Genomic DNA, 16,799 nt, shown 5'->3' with positions numbered 1-16,799 from the left:
CAGAACGGTGGGAGAAGAAAAGAATAGAACAGGAAGGACAATAGTGAAGTAGCTATGTTTAAGCATTCACAGGCGGCACAACCTTATGAAAACAACGACAAGCCAACTCCGAGGCACTACATGAAAGTCAAACGCATCATGGCCAACACAGCGGCCTCGGATCTCGCCAAGGCGGAAGCCTTCTACGGAGAGATCCTGGGTCTCGACCTGCTGATGGACCACGGCTGGTTTCGCACCTACGGCGCGGACGCCAAGATGACCATTCAGGTGAGCTTCGGTACCGAAGGCGGCTCCGGCACGCCCGTGCCCGATCTCTCCATCGAAGTCGACGATATCGAAGCAGCGCTGGCCCGCTTCGAGAAAGCGAGCGTGCCCATCGAGTACGGTCCCGTCAGCGAGCCCTGGGGCGTGCGACGGTTCTACGTTCGCGACCCCTTCGGCAAGCTCATCAATGTCTTGCAGCACGAGTAGGTGAACGGTTCCAGCCAGGCAACGACCTGTCCGACTCGCCCAGCGGACTCACCCCTCGGCTTTCAGCAAGCCCGTCGCGAGCTGGCGGAACGCCTCCACGGCTTTCGGCAGCACGGCGTGCGGCTCCTCGGCGGCGGCGATCCACAGGGCGGCATTGAGTGCCGCGCCATTGATCAGGCGCGCGGCGGCTTCCGCATCCACCGGCTTGACCGTGCCTTCATCGATCAGCGCCTGAATGGTCTGCGTGGTACGTAGCAGGCAGGCGTTCTGATTGGGCCACTGCGAGGGATCGCCAAGCACCGCCGGGCCATCCAGCAGCATGATGCGCTGGACTTCCGGCTCCAGCGCCATCTCGATATAGGCCACGCCCTCTTCGAGCAACCCCTCCCAGCGGCTTGCCGCGCGGGCCTGAGCGGCAAGCATGCGCTCTACCATTTCCTGGTCGATCTGATCGACCACCGCCTGCATCAGCCCCTGCTTGCCGCCGAAGTTGTGATAGAGCGCCCCCCGGGTCAGCCCGGCTTCGGCGGTCAGCTCATCCATCGAGGCCGCTGCATAGCCCTTGGTCGCGAAGGCCTCACGGGCGGCTCGAATGAGCTTGGCCCGGGTTTCCTCCATCTTCTGCGCACGTTTCGTCGCCACGCCCTCTCCTCACGCAATCTCAAAATTTCACATACGCAGCGTATGTGTATTGACATACGCTGCGTATGCGGCCAGCATAATTCACATACGGGCCGTATATCAATGCCGGCCGGGTAAAGGAAAACCCGGCTTGGCAACACCAATCACCGGATTCAGAACCGGAGTAGAACGATGGCCAAACGCGATGCAGTCTTCCCTGCCGGTAGGCAGGCACTCTACGAGATCAACCGCTACTCGGCGGCAATCCGTTCGGGCGACTTCCTGTTTGTCTCGGGCCAGGTCGGCAGCCGCGAGGATGGCTCCCCCGAGCCGGATTTCGAAAACCAGGTTCAGCTCGCCTTCGACAACCTCTCGGCCGTTCTCGATGCCGCCGGTTGCACCTTCGACGATATCGTCGACGTCACCACCTTCCACACCGATCCCGCCGCCCAGTGGGAAGCGATCGACAGGGTTCGCACCAAGGCAATCGGCGAACCGCCCTACCCCAACTGGACCGCCGTTGGCGTCAACTGGCTGGCGGGCTTCGACTTCGAAATCAAGGTGATCGCCCGACTCCCGCAGACGGCCGCATAACCACGGCACCACCCGACAGCCCACCGCCCCGGCAACGGCGGTGGGCTGCCAACGAGTGAGTCTTATGACGAGAAACTGCCGCCCTACAGCACTAAATCTCCACCCTTGGTTGTAAGCCTTCTGCCACACCTGCGTAAGCCATGACGTCAATTCCTAAGACACATGTCGGCTTTCGGTCAATTCGCGTAGCGAGGCTGAAACATCGGGTTTACGTTTGTAAGAGACACGCAGGGAGGGAGCGAGATGAAGCGCATCGTCGTCTGCGCCGATGGCACCTGGCAATGTCCCGAAAGCGATAACCCCACACACGTACTGCGTCTGGCACGCGGCGTCGCTCCTGATTGTCAGGCCGGCACCAAGCAGATCGTCTATTACGACCAGGGGGTGGGCACCGAAGGCGACCGCATTCGCGGTGGCGCCACCGGTGCCGGCATCGACAAGAACATCATGGATTGCTATCGCTTCGTCGTGCACAACTACGAGCCCGGCGATCAGCTCTTCCTGTTCGGCTTCAGCCGCGGCGCCTACACCGTTCGCTCCCTGGCGGGGTTGATCCGCAACTGCGGCCTGCTCCGGCGCGAGTGCGCCGAGAGAGTGAACGAGGCCTACGAGCTCTATCGTCAACGCCCCAAGAGCTCAGCCCCCGCCGAGCGCAAGGCCACGGACTTTCGCCGCAAGCATGCTGTAGCGGACAAGACCGAGATCGAATTCATCGGCGTGTGGGACACCGTTGGCTCGCTGGGCATACCCGCCCCGTTCCTCGGCACCTTGGGCACCTCCCGCTACCTGTTCCACGACACCGCCCCCAGCAGCATCATTCGCCACGCCCGCCACGCCGTTTCCATCGACGAAAACCGCCAGGACTTCGAGCCCACCCTGTGGACGCCCAAGCCAGGCATCGACCTGAAGCAGGTGTGGTTCGCCGGCGTGCACACCGATATCGGCGGCGGCTACGAGAAGCGCGAACTCGGCGACTTCGCCGGGCAGTGGATGGCCAGTGAAGCCGAAAGCTGCGGGCTCGCCCTCGAACCACATTTCCACAGCGCCCTCAACCCGCGCCATACCGGCATTCAGCACAACGAATACAAAGGGTTCTACCGCGTGATGCGCCGCTCACAACAACGCACGCTGGAGCCCTGCGTGCACCGAAGCGTACGCCAACGCTGGGACGACCCACACTTCACCTACAAGAGCCCGGCGTTGAAGCAACTGCTCGATTCGGTGGGTGGGGACTGGGGTAAGGTGGAGTTGGTGGGGTGAAGAGGATAGCCGCTTGGAGAAGGTGGCAGGGTTTGGCCAAACAAGACACAAGCTGAGAACACCAGTCACGCCCACTACACACAAAATAGTTCTACCCCACCGCGGCCCCAACCCTCGGGGCCGCCAATAAACCGAACCGCCCCCGCTACAACACCTCTCCCAACAACATCGCCAGCCGCTTGTGATGCAGCGCATCGGCGGTTGCGTCGTAGCTGGGGGCGTCCTTGGCGGTGAAGCCGTGGGCTGCGCCTCTGTAGAGTTCGGTGGTGAAGTGCACGCCGGCCTTGGCCAGGGCTTCGTCCAGGCGGGCGATCTGGTCGGGGGGTAGCAGTTCGTCCTTGTCGGCGTGGCCGAGATAGACGCGCCCCTCAATGGTGCCGACCACGTGCACGAGGCTATTCGGGTCGTCAGCCTTGGCCAAGTTGGCCGAGTGAAAGCCGGCTGCGACGGCGACGCGCTCGGGATATTCGGCTGCCATGCGTAGTGCGAAGGCGCCTGTCATACAGTAGCCGACTACGCCTATCTTGCCATTCGCGAACTCGGGCTCGTCATCGATGCATTTCAGCAGCGCGGCGAAGTCGCGGGACTGTGCTTCGGGTGTGAGCTGGCCGGCATAGCCGAACAGCGTCGGGCGCACGTCCGGGTCGCGGAAGGATTTGCCCTCCGGTACGACGGTGCCACGCGCACTGCGGTAGTAAACGTTGGGCATCAACACGGCGTAGCCGTTGTCCGCCACCTGCTGGGCCTTCTCGTGATAGCAGGAGCGCAGGCCACCGATGTCGGTGAACAGCACCACGGCCGGCAGTGGCCCTTCGGCGCTACTCGGGGTGAACACATGAGCATCGATGGTGCCGTCGGCGGCGGGGATTTCGATGGCGCGAGACATGAGCAAGCTCCGGTTGTCGATGGCGAATGGATGTCGTCAGGGCGAATGTGGCAAGGATCCGCTTTTGGCCAGCTGGAGTACCTTAGCCTATTTTGATTGAGGTGTTTGAGACAGCTGGCATCTACGGCTGCCGTGCCACCACAACAAGCATGAGGCCATGACAAGCATAAGGAGAGGGTCATGAAGGCTGAAGAGTTGCGGTCCGTCCAGACGCCTCTGAAAGAGCGTTATCGCGAGGCACCGGATGACGCTCTGATCACTCTGCGCGCGCAAGGGGGTCTCGGTGAAGGTGTCAGCTGCCGAATCGAGACCGGCAAAGCGCTCGTCGAGGCCGGGCTGCATCCCGCCACGGGCGGGAGCGGCCAGAGTGCGTGCTCCGGCGACATGCTGCTGGAAGCGTTGGTGGCCTGCGCCGGGGTGACGCTGAACGCCGTCGCCACCTCGCTCGGCATCGAGTTGCGGGATGCCTCGCTCCAGGCGGAAGGCGATCTCGATTTTCGCGGAACCCTCGGCGTGTCAAAGGAAGTTCCCGTCGGCTTCCAGGCTATTCGGCTGCAAATCACCCTCGACACCGATGCCACGGAAGAGCAGCTCGACACTCTCCTGCGTTTGACGGAGCGGTACTGCGTTGTCTACCAAACGCTGGCACATCCCCCTGCGCTGTCGGTGGCTCGCAAGCCCACAACGAGCTGAACTCTGTACCTGACACCCAGCCATCCGTCACCGTCGTTCATCTCCAGCCTGTCGATTCCCGAGCAGCTCGTTCGAATACTGGCTGAACAATCAAATCACGAGGAATCAGCACATGCGTAAAGTGATCGTTGGCGCGATGGTTTCCCTGGACGGTGTCATGCAGGCTCCCGGTGGGCCGCAGGAAGATCCGACCGGCGGTTTCCGCTACGGCGGCTGGGTGGCACCACTGGTGGATGAAGTATTCGGCGAGGAGATCGACAAGCTGTTCGGTCAGCCCTTCGATCTGCTGCTCGGGCGCAAGACCTACGACATCTTCGCCGCCCACTGGCCCTATGCTGAGGAAGGGCCGGACGACTCCCTTGCCAAGACCTTCAACTCGATCAAGAAATACGTGGCGACCCGAAAAGGCCTGGAGCTGACCTGGAAAGACTCGGTGGCGCTGCGCGATGCAGCCACCGATGTTGCCAGACTGAGGCAGGAGGACGGACCGGCGCTGATCACCCAGGGCAGCACCGAACTGGTACACACCCTGCTTGCCAACGATCTCGTCGATGAACTCAAGTTGTTCCTCTGCCCCGTGGTGCTCGGAAAAGGCAAGAAGCTGTTCGACGATGGCACAGCCCCAGCGGCATTCAAGCTCGCCGCCCAGCGGGTATCACCCAACGGCTTGGTGATTGCCCATTATGAGCGCGAAGGCGCAGTACAAACCGGTGACTTCGCCATGGATCCGCCCACGGATGCAGAAGTGGCACGGCGTGAGAAGATGCAGCGGGAAGGGCTAGGTGAGGTTAACTTACGTTAAGTTATGGCCACCCACCCTGCCGGATCGCTTTACAGCCGGCAATCTCGGGGTTGTAGAGATAGAGCCAGGCAGGGCCGAAGGTGGTGGCGTGGATGGCGCGATGATAGAGCCCGGCATGGGGCTGGCGCGGGCGGAAGTCCTCTAGCCTGTCCAGTTCGGTGAGCAACGCGGCATCGACCCGAAACACCTCCACTTCGACTCCACGAGAGGGCTCGGACTTGGCGCCGGGGAAAGGGCCGAGATCGTAGAGTGTCGCGCTGGTCAGTCGGTCGCTACCGAGGAAATCGGCGCTCTCCAGCCAGAAATGGTTGCGCTGCCCACGCTTCAGCGTGCCGTAAACGGCCACCAGCGGTGTACGGCCGATGGAAAGCGCAGGTGCGAGCATGAACGACCTCTTAGTCGGTTATCGGAAATTCTAACGCTTGGAACGTCAGATTCACTACGCCTGATAGGCAGCCCTGCTGCGCCAGCAACTCGACCACTTCACTTCCAGCGCAAGAAGCGGAGTTCCCTCGTCGCCTTGCTTCCCTAGGTTGGCTTCATTACCAACCGGAGTGCAGCGATGAAGACGATCGAACGAAGCATGGGGCTCACGCAGTGGGTGTTGTTGCTGGCCTTGTCGGTGCTGTGGGGCGGCTCCTTCTTTTTCGTCGGAGTGGCGGTCGTAGAGCTAGGGCCGCTCTCCATCGTGGCGCTGCGCGTGGGGCTGGCGGCGCTGGCGTTGCATGTACTAATTCTGCTGCTGGGCCAGCGCATGCCGCGCGACCCGGGGCTGTGGATGGCCTTCTTCGGCATGGGCCTACTCAACAACATGATTCCCTTCAGCCTAATTGCCTGGGGTCAGGGGCATATCGCCAGCGGCCTGGCGTCGATACTCAACGCCACCACACCCTTCTTCACCATCGTCGTGGCACACTTCCTGACCCGCGACGAGCCTCTCACCCCGGCGCGCCTTGCGGGCGTGGCAATCGGTTTTGCCGGCGTGGTGTATATGTTGGGTGCCGAGGTTCACGAAGGTGCCACCCGACACTCATGGGCGCAGCTTGCGGTGCTGGCCGGTGCGCTCTCCTATGCCTTTGCCGGGGTGTTCGGGCGGCGCTTTGGTGCACTGGGCTGCTCGCCCCTGGTGGCCGCCTGCGGGCAGGTCACGGCTTCAGCGCTGGTGCTCTTGCCTTTGGCGCTGCTGGTGGAGCGCTTCTGGCAGCAGCCCTGGCCGGGGCTGGATACCTGGGCAGCCGTGTTCGGCCTGGCGCTGTTCTCCACCACGCTGGCCTACCTGATCTATTTCCGCCTGCTGGCAAGCGCAGGGGCGACCAACCTGCTGCTGGTCACGTTCCTGATTCCGGCCAGCGCCATCGTGCTCGGTATCTTCGTATTGAACGAGCGGCTGGAGTGGCGCCATCTGGCCGGCATGGGGCTGATCGGGCTTGGGCTTGCGGTTATCGACGGCAGGCCGTTGTGGTGGTTTCGAAAAATGGCTTACGCTTACCGGAAAGCCAGGCGAGAGGGAGCGGGCCGATGAAGCTGTGTGCCGTGCAGTACGCCTCGATAACGGGCGATATCGAAGGGAACGTGGCACGCCACACCGAGTTCATCGAACTGGCGGCAGCGCACGATGCCGAGCTGATTTTCTTCCCCGAGCTCTCGCTGACCGGCTACGAGCCGACGTTGGCCAAGGGCCTGGCCACCCACCAGGAGGACCCGCGGCTGGACGTGTTCCAGCGCCTGAGCGACACCCATGGCATCGTGATCGGTGTAGGCCTGCCGCTGGTTACCTCACAAAAACCGCAGATCGGCATGGTGGTGTTTCAGCCCCATTCGGGGCGCCAGGCCTATGCCAAGCAGCGGCTCCACGACGACGAACTGCCCTACTTCTCCTCCGGCGAGAAGCCGATGCTCATCGAAACCCGCGAGCACCGTCTGGCCCTGGCAATCTGCTACGAGTCGCTGCAGTCCGACCATGTCGCCACGGCGGCCAGCCTGGGGGCGGACGTCTACCTTGCCAGCGTGGCCAAGCTCGCACCGGGCATGGACGAGGCGCATGCCTACTACGCCACCTTCACCCGTTCTCACGCCATGACGATTCTGATGGCCAACTGCGTGGGACCCTGCGACGGCGATGCCGGCGGGGGCCGCTCGGCGGCCTGGATCGACCGCGGCAAGCGTGTCGCCAGCCTGGACGGCGAGCAGGAAGCCATGCTGATGCTCGACACCACCACGCTCACCGCTCGCGTGCTGAGCCTGGCGGCGCCGGCGGCCTGAACGCTTCCGCCTCTCCCTGCGGCTCGTTCGTGTCTCACCCTTTTCAAGGCAAGGAACTCCCGAATGGTGACGCTGCTGCTGTTGGCCCTCGGCCTGGGGCTGTTGATCGTGGGGGCGGAGGGTCTGGTGCAAGGGGCATCGCGCCTGGCGGCGCGATTGGGTATTCCGCCGCTGGTGATCGGGCTCACGGTGGTGGCTTTCGGCACCAGCGCACCGGAGCTCGTGGTCAGCCTCAAGGCCGCTCTGGACGATCAGGCGGGCATCGCCATGGGCAACGTGGTGGGCAGCAATATCTTCAACGTGCTGTTCATCCTCGGCGTCTCGGCGCTGATCGTGCCGCTGGCGGTGGCCCAGCAGCTGATCCGCCTGGATATTCCGCTGATGATCGTGCTTTCCCTGGTGGTGCTGGTGATGACACTGGACGGCAGCGTCGGCCGGCTCGACGGTGGGCTGCTGGTCCTTGGCCTGGTGGTCTACACCGTCATCCTGCTTTGGCAGGGGAAACGCCAGGCGACCAGCGACGAGCCGGCAGCCGACCGCGAAGCCCTGGCCCGTCCCGGATGGCATGACGCACTCTACGTCCTCGGTGGGCTTGCCATGCTGGTGGCCGGCTCACGCCTGTTCGTCGACTCGGCCGTGACCATGGCCGGCTGGTTCGGGGTCAGCGATCAGGTGATCGGGCTGACCCTGGTGGCGGCAGGCACTTCGCTGCCCGAGGTCGTGACCTCGATCGTTGCGGCCCTGCGCGGCCAGCGCGACATCGCCGTGGGTAACGTGGTGGGCAGCAACATCTTCAACCTGCTCGGCGTGCTGGGCATCACCGCCCTGATCGCCCCTGCCGGCATCGCCGTCACCCAGGCCATGCTCAGCCTCGACCTGCCGGTGATGGTCGCGGTAGCCGTCGCCTGTCTGCCGATCTGCTTCACCGCCAGCGCCATCGATCGCTGGGAAGGGGCCGTGCTGCTGGGTTACTACGTGGCCTATACCGCCTATCTGGTACTGGCCGCCACCCACCACGACGCGCTGGCCGGTTTCAGTGCCCTGATGCTCTATTTCGTGCTGCCGATCACCGCTCTGACCCTGGCCGTGCTGGTCGTGCCCGAGCTGCGCCGAAGAGCCAACGAGTAACGCCTGACACTCAGCCCAGCATGTCCATGGCCGGTTTGGGGGAGACGCCCTGGGCCAGGGCCGCCTCACGCTCGACGGCCTTGGCCCGCTGGAAGGCCTCCCGTGCCTGCAGGCGCTGCCAATAGGCCGCCACGGCGGGTTTGAAGCGCTCGTCCAGGCCGATGTAGCTGGCCAGCAGCAGCGCATAACCCACCGACACGTCGGCCGCGGTGAAGCGCCCGGCGCAGACGAACGCCTCACGCTCCAGGCGCGACTCCAGGGTACGCAGGCGGGAGAGGAACCAGCGTGAGTAGTCCTCCACCACCTGGGGCGAACGGCGCTCCTCGGGCTCGAACCGGCCATAGCGCAGCATCAGGGTCTGGGGAAAGGTCAGCGTCGCTTCGCCGAAGTGCAGGAAGTTGAGGTAGTCGCCGTAGGCTGGGTCGTCCGGCGTTACCGCGAGGCCCGCCTGGGGATGGCGACCGGCGAGATACTGGCAGATGGCCGCCGATTCGGTCATCGCCACCCTGTCGTCGAACAGCGCCGGCACCGTTCCCAGCGGATTGATTTCGAGAAAGGCTTCGTCGCGTACCCGGGGCGGGAAATCGTGCATCACCAGTTCATAGGGCACTCCGATCTCCTCGAGCAACCAAAGGGGACGAAACGAACGAGCGCTGACGCAGTGATGGAGTGTGATCATGGCGGCCTCCGGTCTGTCCTTGAACGTATTGGCTTTACAGGCACGAAGCGGCTGCGCGATGCTGAGCCGCCACTGCCAGGGAGCCCTTCAGATTGACACGCCAGACGCTCGAGAAGTATCAGGTCTTGGTCTATCTGGCGTTCATCGCCATGGGCCTGGCGCTGGGTAGCGCTTTGCCGCAGCGGGTCGGCGTGCTGGAAGCGTTGCTGTGGCCGTTGCTGGGGGCGCTGCTCTACGTGACCTTCACCCAGGTGCCGCTCACGCAGCTGCGCGCCGCCTGGCGCGATACGCGCTTTCTGGCCGCGGCGGTGGTCGGCAATTTCGTCCTGCTGCCGCTCATCGCCTGGGGGTTGGCGAACCTGTTCGTCACCGAGCCGGCGGTACGCCTGGGCCTGCTGCTGGTGCTGTTGGTGCCATGTACCGACTGGTTCATCACTTTCTCTCACTTGGGTGGCGGCAAGGCGCAGTACGCCATCGCCTTCGCCCCGGTGAGCCTGCTGTTGCAGCTTGCCCTGCTACCCCTCTACCTCTGGCTGTTCCTGGACGAAAGCCTGCGCCTCGCCCTGGTTCAGCGTGAGCTGTTGCTGGCCTTTGCCGGGCTGATTCTGCTGCCCTTGCTGCTGGCCTTCATCACCGAGAAGTGGGCCCAGGGACACCTCAAGCGCGCAGCCGGCATCGAGCGACTGGGATGGCTGCCGGTACCGCTGCTGGCCCTGGTGGTGTTCAGCATTGCCGCCACCCAGGTGAATGTCGTCGCCGGTTCCTTGCCGCTGCTCGGCGGGCTGTTGCTGGCCTTCATCGGCTTTCTGTTGCTGGCAGCTGGCTTGGCCCGGCTGCTGGCATCCATGTGGAAACTCCCCACCGCCCAGGGGCGGGTACTCGCCTTCAGCCTGGGCACACGCAACTCCTTCGTTGTGCTTCCCTTGGCCCTTTCCTTGCCCACCTCCTACGAGCTGGCCGTGGTCGTCATCGTGTTCCAGTCGCTGGTTGAGCTGATCGGCATGGCATTCTTCCTGTGGTGGGTGCCACGCCGCCTGTTCCCTGCCGTAGGATGAAAACCATGCGGTGGCGTCGGGGGGGGCAGTACATCCGGACCGCTATACTCGTTACGTAATCTCTTCACTTCGCGAACCACAACGACACGACAAAGGTTCCGCCATGCGCCTTCCGCTGCTGGCCGGCTGGCTTTTCCTGGGGCTGCCCATTGCAACCGTGCTGGCCGACACTGCGGTGCAGGCAGAAGAAGCCGTACGCAAGGCCGAGGTGCTGGAGCAGGTCGTGGCGCCGGATATTGAGGTCCGCGAGCCGGTGGAACCGCTCGAGGAGCAGGAGGCGCAGGTCATCGATCCGGAGGGCAGCGACCCGCTGGAAGAGCCACTTACCTGCCTGGCCCGCAGCATCTATTGGGAAGCCAAGGGAGTACAGGGCCGCGACATGGAGTCGGTCGCCAACGTGGTGATCAACCGCCTTGCCAGCGAGGAGTTTCCCAACACAGTCTGCGAGGTGGTAAAGCAGGGCTCGGAGCAGAGCCCGTGCCAGTTCTCATGGTGGTGCGATGGGCGCCCCGATGAGGTGGTAGAGGGCGATGCCTATGAAGTGGCCAGGGAGGTGGCGCGCCAGGCGCTGAACCGGGAGCTGCCCGACCACACCGACGGCGCGCTCTATTTTCACGACCGCACGGTGCGGCCCCACTCGGCCAACGAGTTTCTGCTAACCATCGAAACCGAGGCGTTTTTCTTCTATCGCCCCAACGACATGGCGCAGTGAACCGCGCCGCTCAGAGCTTCTGAAAAGCCGCCATGACCTGCCCTGCCAGTGTTTCGCATGCCTGATCGGCGCCGGGCCGTCTTACCATCGCCAGCTGATATTCACCCAGTGGCGGCAACAGGCCGGGATCGATACGCTTCAGTGGCGGTCGCACCAGGCTCAGCGGGAAAGGTGCCACCGCCAGGTCGGCGAGCATGGCCGCCTCCTGGCCGGCACAGTGCTCGCAGGAGTAGGCGATGCGGTAACTCAAGCCGGCCCGGTCCAGGGCTTCGAGGGCCATGCCCCGCCAGGCGCAGCCGGCGTGCGCCAGCGCTACCGGCAACGGCGAGCGCTGTGCGGCAAGCCCGCCTTCCCGTCCCGCCCACACCAGCGGTTCGCTGTGAACGATCTCGCCGCGTATCTCCTGCCCCGGGTTGCCGGCGGTCACCAGAATCAGATCGAGCTCTCCGGCTTCCAGTCGAGCCAGCATCTCGCGGCTGCTGCCCACCACCACGTCGACCTGAACCGCCGGGTGCGAGCGGGCAAATTGCGCCAGCACACCGGGCAGGATGCGCGTGCCCACGTCATCGGTGGTACCGAAGCCCAGCCGCCCCGACACGCTGGGTGCCAGGAACTGCGTCACCGCCTCCTCGTTGAGCTTGAGCAGGCGCCGCCCATAGCCGAGCAGCGTTTCTCCCTCGGGCGTGAGGCGTACCTGGCGGGCCTCGCGAACGAACAGGGCGTGGCCAAGCGTCTCCTCCAGGCGCTTGATCTGCATGCTGAGCGCCGAGGGCGTGCGAAACACCTGGCGCGCGGCCCGGGTGAAGCTGCCGCATTCGGCAATTGCCACGAAGGTACGCAGCACATCGGTATCGAGCAGCGGCAGTGGCGAATGCAGGGTGGTGGGGGGCAGTTGGGTCATGGTTCCACCTTTCAATTTCTCTTAAAGGAGACTCTAGTCTTTTTCGTTGGATTGATCCAATTGCAAGCGCGACACTGTCCTGCAAGAGGTCGCGACCCTCCACTCACTTTCAAGCGAGATCACGGCAGCCAGCCTGTGGCGGCCCGTGAGGAGGTGCGACATGAGTCAGTACGAACCGCTGCATCATCATCAGCCCCAGCCGACGCAAGCCAAGCATTCCACGCCGCCGCCCCAGCCGGACTTCTATATGCCGGCCATGCCGCCCCTGGAGCTTATCCATGCCATCGAAACCCTGCTGCACCGCTACCTGCGCCGACGGCGGTTCCGCCAGCGCTATCTGCCGCTGCTGGCCCACGACGACCATATGCTCGACGACATGAACCATCGGCGCGACGACATCCTATGGGCCTCGCGTCTGCCGCTGAAGGCGGACGCCGAGCAGGCCCTTGCCGAGCGTCGCGCACAGCGCAAGGCAGCACGGGGAAAGCTTTGCTGAGTCCAGCGCTTGACCTCAGCTGCGCTTGAGGTCGTACGGTGCGGGCAACGTCAGCACAGCAAGGAGCAACATCATGAACGTGATGATCGTGGGCGCAAGCCAGGGCGTGGGCCGGGCTTTCATCGAAGGGCTTGGCGATAACGGCGACCGCTTGATCGGCGTATCGCGTCGCATGCCGGAACCGTTGCCCGTACGCGCCGGACTCGAGATCGACTGGATCGAGGCCGATCTGGCCTCACCCGAGCGGGCGTCCGCCACGCTGGCCGAAGCCGTGGAAGCGCGGGGGATCGACGTGCTGATCTACAACCTGGGGCTGTGGGAAAGTCGGGCCTTCGAGCCGGACTACCGCTTCCTGGACGACAGCCCGGCGGAGATCCAGCGTATCGTTACGGTCAACGTCAGCGGTGCCATTCTGCTGATTCAGGCGCTGCTCCCCGTGCTGCTGCGCTCCCGTGCGCCGCGTATCGTGCTCACCGGTTCGACCTCCGCCCTGCCCGGCCACGGCCGGCCGGAGGTCGCTTTCGGTGCCACCAAGCACGCCCTGCGCGGCATCGCCGAGGCGCTGCGTGAGGGCTTTCGCGAACAGCGCCTGGCGGTGACCTGCCTGCAGCTCGGCTATCTCAACACCGAGAACGACCTGAGCGTGCCGCTCGAACGCGCAGCCCGCCGCGGCGACGGCGAGCTCATTCCCCTGCACGACGTAGTGCAGCTGGTGCGCACTCTGCTGGCGCTGTCGCCCAGCGCCTATGTCAGGGAGGTGGTGATGCCGGCAATTGCCGATAAACGTTTCTAGCGATCCCTCAGGTTCCGAGCTGCTCCCCCTCGGAGGTGGTCTCGGCGAGCGTCTGGGCTCGTTGCAGCAGCGCGCGCTCCTGCTCCGGGGTCAATGCCAGGCCGAAGCGTTGGCGCAGCACGTCGGGCAGCGCATCGGCTTCAATCCGCTGCAGCTCCGGCGCCTGGCCCGGGCGGAAGATCTTCAGCTCGAGATCGGTAAGCGCCAGCCGAATCTCGGCGCCGTTGTGCTGAGCCACGATGCGCCGCACGAAGGGCGATCCGGGGTGGCGAGAGGCCAGATAGTTGTATTCGCCAGAGTCGGCGCGATAGCAAGGTTCGTCACTGAACTGGTAGATGTTGAACCATTCACCGAGGCGCTTATGACGCAGCAGCCAATACCCCAGCGGCGAGCGCTCCAGGCGATACTCCCAAGGGCCATGACTCGCCTCACGGTCCGCCTCGAGCCGGATCGGCTCACGCGGCCCGACATTGCCGACGCCGACATCGACCATCCAATCATGGCCCGCGACTTTCACCACCAGCAGGGTATGCCCGAGAGGAGTGACGACACTCGCATCCTCGCCCATCAGCATTCTCGCGTTGCGCCCCGCAACCTCGAAGCCGAGCCGGTCCAGCACCGTGGCGAACAGCGTGTTCTGCTCATGGCAGTAACCGCCGCGCCGACGTCGTACCAGCTTGTCCTGGAGGCTTTCCAGGTCGATGCGGATCTCACCACCGGTGACGATCTCGAGATTCTCGAACGGCACCGCGGCGAGATGCGCCTGCTGGAGCGCCGTCAATGTCTCCAGGCTGGGGGCCAAGGGGCCACGGTAGTCGATACGTGCCAAATAAGCGTCGAGATCGAGCGCCGACGTCTCCCACTGGGTCGATTCATGAAGGGGTTGGGCATTCCGTACAGCCTGCATGGTGTTCTCCTGTTCCTTCGCTCGTAGAGCAACCTTGTTGCGCAGGCTAATACCTCAAGTTTGCTTCAGGTAAAGCGGAGACGTTTCTATCGCTCTGATAGCTTCAACTCATTCAACCAAGAGGTCTACTATCTCGCTCACCAAGGCTATATCAACCATATGGTTGAATATGACGAAACGCATCTGGATCGGGTCTTCCATGCCCTGGCCGACCCAACCCGCCGCCTGCTGCTCGAGCGGCTGGCGGCGGGTGAGCGCAAGGTCGGCGAGCTGGCCGAACCGTTCCCCATCTCGCTGGCGGCCGTTTCCAAACACGTTCGCGTACTGGAGCAGGCGGGGCTGGTGGAACGCCGTATCGAAGGGCGCTCCCACTACTGCCGGCTACGACCGGAGCCGCTGGCAGCGGCGGAGCAGTGGCTGAGCTTCTACGAAGGCTTCTGGAGCCAGCGGCTGAACGCGCTGGAAACGGCGCTCAAGGCCGCCCCCGATGGCCAGTCGACGAAGGAGGAGAAGCAAGATGAGTGACACCGACTACGGCGAGCGGATCGCCGAGGAGAGCGTCCGCTTCGAGCGTCTGCTGCCGGGGCCCATCGAACGGGTCTGGGCCTTCCTCACCGAATCGGACAAACGTGCCCAATGGCTCGCGCCCGGTACCATGGAGCCGCGGGTGGGCAGCACCTTTGCTCTACACTTTCACAATACCGAGCTGACACCCGACAGAACTCTGCCCAGCGAGCGCTTTCGTCAGTACGACGGCAGCTTCACGACACAACACCAGGTGCGGCGCTGCGAACCGCCTCATCTGCTTGCCTGGACCTGGGGCGGCGGCAACGAAGCCCCTTCGGAGGTGACCTTCGAACTCAGCGAGGCCGGCGAGCAGGTGCGCCTGGTCGTGACCCACCGCCGCCTCGCCGATGACGGCACCATGGTCAACGTGGCCAGCGGCTGGCACACCCACCTGGGCATCCTGGCCGAGGTGCTGCACGGTCAACCGCCCGCCCCGTTCTGGCCCACCTTCGAACGCCTTGAGGAGGAGTACCGTCAGCGTATTACCTCTTCCAGCAACGGAGTGGAAGGAGCCGTGCCATGACCTTGCCTATGCCCCCTGTCGTCTCCGAAGCGGAGTGGCGCAGCGCGCTGGCGGAACAGATCGCTCGCGAAAAGGCCCATACGCGTGAGCGCGACAGGCTCAATGCCGCGCGGCGCCGTTTGCCGATGACCGAGGTGCGCGCCGATTACGTCTTCGAAGGGCCACAGGGAGAGGTCACCCTGCTCGACCTGTTCGAGGGGCGTCGTCAGCTGATCGTCTACCATTTCATGTTCGGGCCCGACTGGGAGGCCGGCTGCGACGGCTGCTCCTGGGTGGTGGATGCCATGACCCACCCCGCCCATCTCAACGCCCGCGACACCAGCCTGGTGCTGGTCTCCCGGGCGCCACTGGAGAAGCTCCAGCGTTACCAGGCGCGCATGGGCTGGCAGCATCCGACGTGGTTCTCGTCGCTGAACCGCAGCTTCAATCAGGACATGGGCGTGACCAGTTGCAACTGCCATGCGCCGGATACCGACCGCGGCGAGCGGCACGGCATCAGCGTCTTCCTGCGCGACGGCGAGCGGGTCTTTCGCACCTACTTCAGCGGCAAGCGAGGCGTGGAGTACCTGGGCAGCCTGTGGACCTACCTGGACCTGACGCCCTACGGCCGTCAGGAAACCTGGGAAGAGTCACCGCCCGGCTGGCCTCAGACGCCACCCTACGTATGGAATCGGCGTCACGACGAATACGAGACATAGCGGCACGGCAAGTAATACTGGAATAACGACAACCAGAGGGAACGCAAAACATGAAGACCATCGGCCTGCTCGGCGGCATGAGCTGGGAATCCACCGTCAGCTACTACCGTGCGCTCAACGAAGGGGTGAAGGCCGCCCTGGGCGGGTTTCACTCGGCCAAGCTGTGTCTCTGCAGCGTCGACTTCGCCGAGATCGAACGGCTGCAGCATGCCGGCGACTGGGACGCCACCGCCGAGATCCTGAGCCGGGCCGCGCGCAGCGTGGAAGCCGCCGGGGCGGATTTTCTGCTGATCGGCACCAACACCATGCACAAGGTCGCGCCGGAGATCGAGGCCTCGATCACGATTCCGCTGCTGCATATCGCCGATGCCACGGCACAGCGCCTGGCCGCCGACGGCATTCGCCGCGTCGGCCTGCTCGGTACTCGCTTCACCATGGAGCAGGATTTCTACAAGGGGCGCATCGCCGAAGGCTTCGGCATCGAGGTACTGGTGCCCGACGCAGCGCAGCGCGACCTCGTGCATGAGGTGATCTACCACGAGCTGTGTCTGGGGCAGGTGAAGGAGACCTCGCGCCAGCGCTACCTGGAGATCATCGAATCGCTACGCGAGCAGGGGGCCGAAGCGGTGATCCTCGGCTGCACCGAAATCGCCCTGCTGGTGCAGCAGAGCGATACCGCGGTGCCGCTCTACGACACCACGGCCATTCACGCCGAAGAGGCAGTGAAGTGGGCGCTACAGAAATAGGCTTG

At 64.1% G+C, this 16,799-nt stretch carries 22 protein-coding genes; 16 read left to right on the top strand and 6 right to left on the bottom strand.

Annotated elements, in window-relative coordinates; genetic code table 11:
• Window positions 1–120: 120 nt before the first annotated feature.
• Window positions 121–471 (top strand): VOC family protein, encoded by a 351-nt coding sequence (locus HOP53_RS14670; RefSeq protein WP_234270720.1) that lies wholly within the window; start codon window positions 121–123, stop codon window positions 469–471.
• A 48-nt stretch (window positions 472–519) separates the two neighbouring features.
• On the opposite strand, the gene HOP53_RS14665 is transcribed toward HOP53_RS14670, so the two are convergent.
• Entirely contained in the window at window positions 520–1,113 is a 594-nt protein-coding gene (locus HOP53_RS14665) for a TetR/AcrR family transcriptional regulator (RefSeq protein WP_234270719.1), read from the bottom strand.
• A 171-nt stretch (window positions 1,114–1,284) separates the two neighbouring features.
• Here HOP53_RS14665 and HOP53_RS14660 point away from each other — a divergent pair, with 171 nt between their 5' ends.
• Window positions 1,285–1,686, top strand: coding sequence for a RidA family protein (locus HOP53_RS14660; protein ID WP_234270718.1), 402 nt, complete (start codon window positions 1,285–1,287; stop codon window positions 1,684–1,686).
• 243 nt (window positions 1,687–1,929) lie between these two features.
• A complete protein-coding gene (locus tag HOP53_RS14655) occupies window positions 1,930–2,946 on the top strand; it encodes a DUF2235 domain-containing protein (RefSeq protein WP_234270717.1) in 1,017 nt (338 codons plus the stop codon).
• A gap of 145 nt (window positions 2,947–3,091) precedes the next feature.
• Here the strand turns inward: HOP53_RS14655 and HOP53_RS14650 are convergent, their stop codons facing one another.
• The gene (locus HOP53_RS14650) at window positions 3,092–3,832 is read right to left on the bottom strand and encodes a dienelactone hydrolase family protein (protein ID WP_234270716.1); all 741 of its coding nucleotides are present in this window, start codon (window positions 3,830–3,832) and stop codon (window positions 3,092–3,094) included.
• 180 nt (window positions 3,833–4,012) lie between these two features.
• Between HOP53_RS14650 and HOP53_RS14645 the strand changes: the two genes are divergently transcribed.
• Entirely contained in the window at window positions 4,013–4,525 is a 513-nt protein-coding gene (locus tag HOP53_RS14645; protein WP_234270715.1) for an OsmC family protein, read from the top strand.
• 112 nt (window positions 4,526–4,637) lie between these two features.
• Entirely contained in the window at window positions 4,638–5,327 is a 690-nt protein-coding gene (locus HOP53_RS14640) for a dihydrofolate reductase family protein (RefSeq protein ID WP_234270714.1), read from the top strand.
• A gap of 1 nt (window position 5,328) precedes the next feature.
• Here HOP53_RS14640 and HOP53_RS14635 read toward each other — a convergent pair whose 3' ends face one another.
• On the bottom strand, window positions 5,329–5,712 hold the full coding sequence (locus tag HOP53_RS14635; RefSeq protein WP_234270713.1) for a gamma-glutamylcyclotransferase family protein: 384 nt from the start codon (window positions 5,710–5,712) through the stop codon (window positions 5,329–5,331).
• 177 nt (window positions 5,713–5,889) lie between these two features.
• Here HOP53_RS14635 and HOP53_RS14630 point away from each other — a divergent pair, with 177 nt between their 5' ends.
• The 3 genes from HOP53_RS14630 (at window position 5,890) to HOP53_RS14620 (ending at window position 8,717) form a co-directional block, all read left to right on the top strand.
• Window positions 5,890–6,849 carry a DMT family transporter gene (locus tag HOP53_RS14630; protein WP_234270712.1) on the top strand — a complete coding sequence of 320 codons (960 nt, stop codon included), beginning with the start codon at window positions 5,890–5,892 and terminating at the stop codon, window positions 6,847–6,849.
• Window positions 6,846–7,589, top strand: coding sequence for a carbon-nitrogen hydrolase family protein (locus HOP53_RS14625; protein WP_234270711.1), 744 nt, complete (start codon window positions 6,846–6,848; stop codon window positions 7,587–7,589). Before HOP53_RS14630 ends, HOP53_RS14625 begins: the two co-directional genes overlap by 4 nt.
• Window positions 7,590–7,652: 63 nt before the next feature.
• Complete coding sequence (locus tag HOP53_RS14620; protein ID WP_234270710.1) at window positions 7,653–8,717, top strand: calcium/sodium antiporter; 1,065 nt, start codon at window positions 7,653–7,655, stop codon at window positions 8,715–8,717.
• A 10-nt stretch (window positions 8,718–8,727) separates the two neighbouring features.
• On the opposite strand, the gene HOP53_RS14615 is transcribed toward HOP53_RS14620, so the two are convergent.
• The gene (locus tag HOP53_RS14615) at window positions 8,728–9,396 is read right to left on the bottom strand and encodes a glutathione S-transferase family protein (protein ID WP_234270709.1); all 669 of its coding nucleotides are present in this window, start codon (window positions 9,394–9,396) and stop codon (window positions 8,728–8,730) included.
• 92 nt (window positions 9,397–9,488) lie between these two features.
• On the opposite strand from HOP53_RS14615, the gene HOP53_RS14610 reads away from it, so the two are divergent.
• Together HOP53_RS14610 and HOP53_RS14605 are read left to right on the top strand one after the other, a co-directional pair.
• Entirely contained in the window at window positions 9,489–10,451 is a 963-nt protein-coding gene (locus HOP53_RS14610; protein ID WP_234270708.1) for an arsenic resistance protein, read from the top strand.
• Window positions 10,452–10,554: 103 nt separating this feature from the next.
• Complete coding sequence (locus HOP53_RS14605) at window positions 10,555–11,163, top strand: cell wall hydrolase (RefSeq protein WP_234270707.1); 609 nt, start codon at window positions 10,555–10,557, stop codon at window positions 11,161–11,163.
• A 10-nt stretch (window positions 11,164–11,173) separates the two neighbouring features.
• Here the strand turns inward: HOP53_RS14605 and HOP53_RS14600 are convergent, their stop codons facing one another.
• On the bottom strand, window positions 11,174–12,064 hold the full coding sequence (locus HOP53_RS14600; RefSeq protein ID WP_103969363.1) for a LysR substrate-binding domain-containing protein: 891 nt from the start codon (window positions 12,062–12,064) through the stop codon (window positions 11,174–11,176).
• A gap of 160 nt (window positions 12,065–12,224) precedes the next feature.
• Between HOP53_RS14600 and HOP53_RS14595 the strand changes: the two genes are divergently transcribed.
• Complete coding sequence (locus HOP53_RS14595; protein WP_234270706.1) at window positions 12,225–12,560, top strand: hypothetical protein; 336 nt, start codon at window positions 12,225–12,227, stop codon at window positions 12,558–12,560.
• A gap of 73 nt (window positions 12,561–12,633) precedes the next feature.
• Window positions 12,634–13,353 (top strand): SDR family oxidoreductase, encoded by a 720-nt coding sequence (locus HOP53_RS14590; protein WP_234270705.1) that lies wholly within the window; start codon window positions 12,634–12,636, stop codon window positions 13,351–13,353.
• Window positions 13,354–13,360: 7 nt separating this feature from the next.
• Here HOP53_RS14590 and HOP53_RS14585 read toward each other — a convergent pair whose 3' ends face one another.
• Complete coding sequence (locus HOP53_RS14585) at window positions 13,361–14,260, bottom strand: arylamine N-acetyltransferase family protein (RefSeq protein ID WP_234270704.1); 900 nt, start codon at window positions 14,258–14,260, stop codon at window positions 13,361–13,363.
• Between the two features lie 159 nt (window positions 14,261–14,419).
• On the opposite strand from HOP53_RS14585, the gene HOP53_RS14580 reads away from it, so the two are divergent.
• Genes HOP53_RS14580 through HOP53_RS14565 form a run of 4 tightly spaced genes read left to right on the top strand, consistent with a single transcriptional unit; the run spans window position 14,420 to window position 16,794 of the window.
• Entirely contained in the window at window positions 14,420–14,785 is a 366-nt protein-coding gene (locus HOP53_RS14580; RefSeq protein WP_103969367.1) for an ArsR/SmtB family transcription factor, read from the top strand.
• Window positions 14,778–15,350 carry an SRPBCC family protein gene (locus HOP53_RS14575; RefSeq protein ID WP_234270703.1) on the top strand — a complete coding sequence of 191 codons (573 nt, stop codon included), beginning with the start codon at window positions 14,778–14,780 and terminating at the stop codon, window positions 15,348–15,350. Before HOP53_RS14580 ends, HOP53_RS14575 begins: the two co-directional genes overlap by 8 nt.
• Complete coding sequence (locus HOP53_RS14570; RefSeq protein WP_234270702.1) at window positions 15,347–16,048, top strand: DUF899 domain-containing protein; 702 nt, start codon at window positions 15,347–15,349, stop codon at window positions 16,046–16,048. Before HOP53_RS14575 ends, HOP53_RS14570 begins: the two co-directional genes overlap by 4 nt.
• 50 nt (window positions 16,049–16,098) lie before the next feature.
• Entirely contained in the window at window positions 16,099–16,794 is a 696-nt protein-coding gene (locus HOP53_RS14565; RefSeq protein ID WP_234270701.1) for an aspartate/glutamate racemase family protein, read from the top strand.
• The last annotated feature ends 5 nt before the right edge of the window (window positions 16,795–16,799 follow it).

The sequence above is a fragment of the Billgrantia ethanolica genome (genome assembly GCF_021404305.1).
Lineage (GTDB): Bacteria > Pseudomonadota > Gammaproteobacteria > Pseudomonadales > Halomonadaceae > Halomonas > Halomonas ethanolica.
Note: the sequence above shows the minus strand (reverse complement) of the source record. Positions and strands in the feature narration are given on the sequence as shown.

Bases quoted from the DNA above. Each gene is read 5' to 3' on its own strand.
- HOP53_RS14670 (WP_234270720.1), top strand. From the start codon at position 121: ATGAAAGTCAAACGCATCATGGCCAACACAGCGGCCTCGGATCTCGCC.
- HOP53_RS14660 (WP_234270718.1), top strand. From the start codon at position 1,285: ATGGCCAAACGCGATGCAGTCTTCCCTGCCGGTAGGCAGGCACTCTAC.
- HOP53_RS14655 (WP_234270717.1), top strand. From the start codon at position 1,930: ATGAAGCGCATCGTCGTCTGCGCCGATGGCACCTGGCAATGTCCCGAA.
- HOP53_RS14650 (WP_234270716.1), bottom strand. From the start codon at position 3,832: ATGTCTCGCGCCATCGAAATCCCCGCCGCCGACGGCACCATCGATGCT.
- HOP53_RS14645 (WP_234270715.1), top strand. From the start codon at position 4,013: ATGAAGGCTGAAGAGTTGCGGTCCGTCCAGACGCCTCTGAAAGAGCGT.
- HOP53_RS14640 (WP_234270714.1), top strand. From the start codon at position 4,638: ATGCGTAAAGTGATCGTTGGCGCGATGGTTTCCCTGGACGGTGTCATG.
- HOP53_RS14635 (WP_234270713.1), bottom strand. From the start codon at position 5,712: ATGCTCGCACCTGCGCTTTCCATCGGCCGTACACCGCTGGTGGCCGTT.
- HOP53_RS14630 (WP_234270712.1), top strand. From the start codon at position 5,890: ATGAAGACGATCGAACGAAGCATGGGGCTCACGCAGTGGGTGTTGTTG.
- HOP53_RS14625 (WP_234270711.1), top strand. From the start codon at position 6,846: ATGAAGCTGTGTGCCGTGCAGTACGCCTCGATAACGGGCGATATCGAA.
- HOP53_RS14620 (WP_234270710.1), top strand. From the start codon at position 7,653: ATGGTGACGCTGCTGCTGTTGGCCCTCGGCCTGGGGCTGTTGATCGTG.
- HOP53_RS14615 (WP_234270709.1), bottom strand. From the start codon at position 9,396: ATGATCACACTCCATCACTGCGTCAGCGCTCGTTCGTTTCGTCCCCTT.
- HOP53_RS14605 (WP_234270707.1), top strand. From the start codon at position 10,555: ATGCGCCTTCCGCTGCTGGCCGGCTGGCTTTTCCTGGGGCTGCCCATT.
- HOP53_RS14600 (WP_103969363.1), bottom strand. From the start codon at position 12,064: ATGACCCAACTGCCCCCCACCACCCTGCATTCGCCACTGCCGCTGCTC.
- HOP53_RS14595 (WP_234270706.1), top strand. From the start codon at position 12,225: ATGAGTCAGTACGAACCGCTGCATCATCATCAGCCCCAGCCGACGCAA.
- HOP53_RS14590 (WP_234270705.1), top strand. From the start codon at position 12,634: ATGAACGTGATGATCGTGGGCGCAAGCCAGGGCGTGGGCCGGGCTTTC.
- HOP53_RS14585 (WP_234270704.1), bottom strand. From the start codon at position 14,260: ATGCAGGCTGTACGGAATGCCCAACCCCTTCATGAATCGACCCAGTGG.
- HOP53_RS14580 (WP_103969367.1), top strand. From the start codon at position 14,420: ATGGTTGAATATGACGAAACGCATCTGGATCGGGTCTTCCATGCCCTG.
- HOP53_RS14575 (WP_234270703.1), top strand. From the start codon at position 14,778: ATGAGTGACACCGACTACGGCGAGCGGATCGCCGAGGAGAGCGTCCGC.
- HOP53_RS14570 (WP_234270702.1), top strand. From the start codon at position 15,347: ATGACCTTGCCTATGCCCCCTGTCGTCTCCGAAGCGGAGTGGCGCAGC.
- HOP53_RS14565 (WP_234270701.1), top strand. From the start codon at position 16,099: ATGAAGACCATCGGCCTGCTCGGCGGCATGAGCTGGGAATCCACCGTC.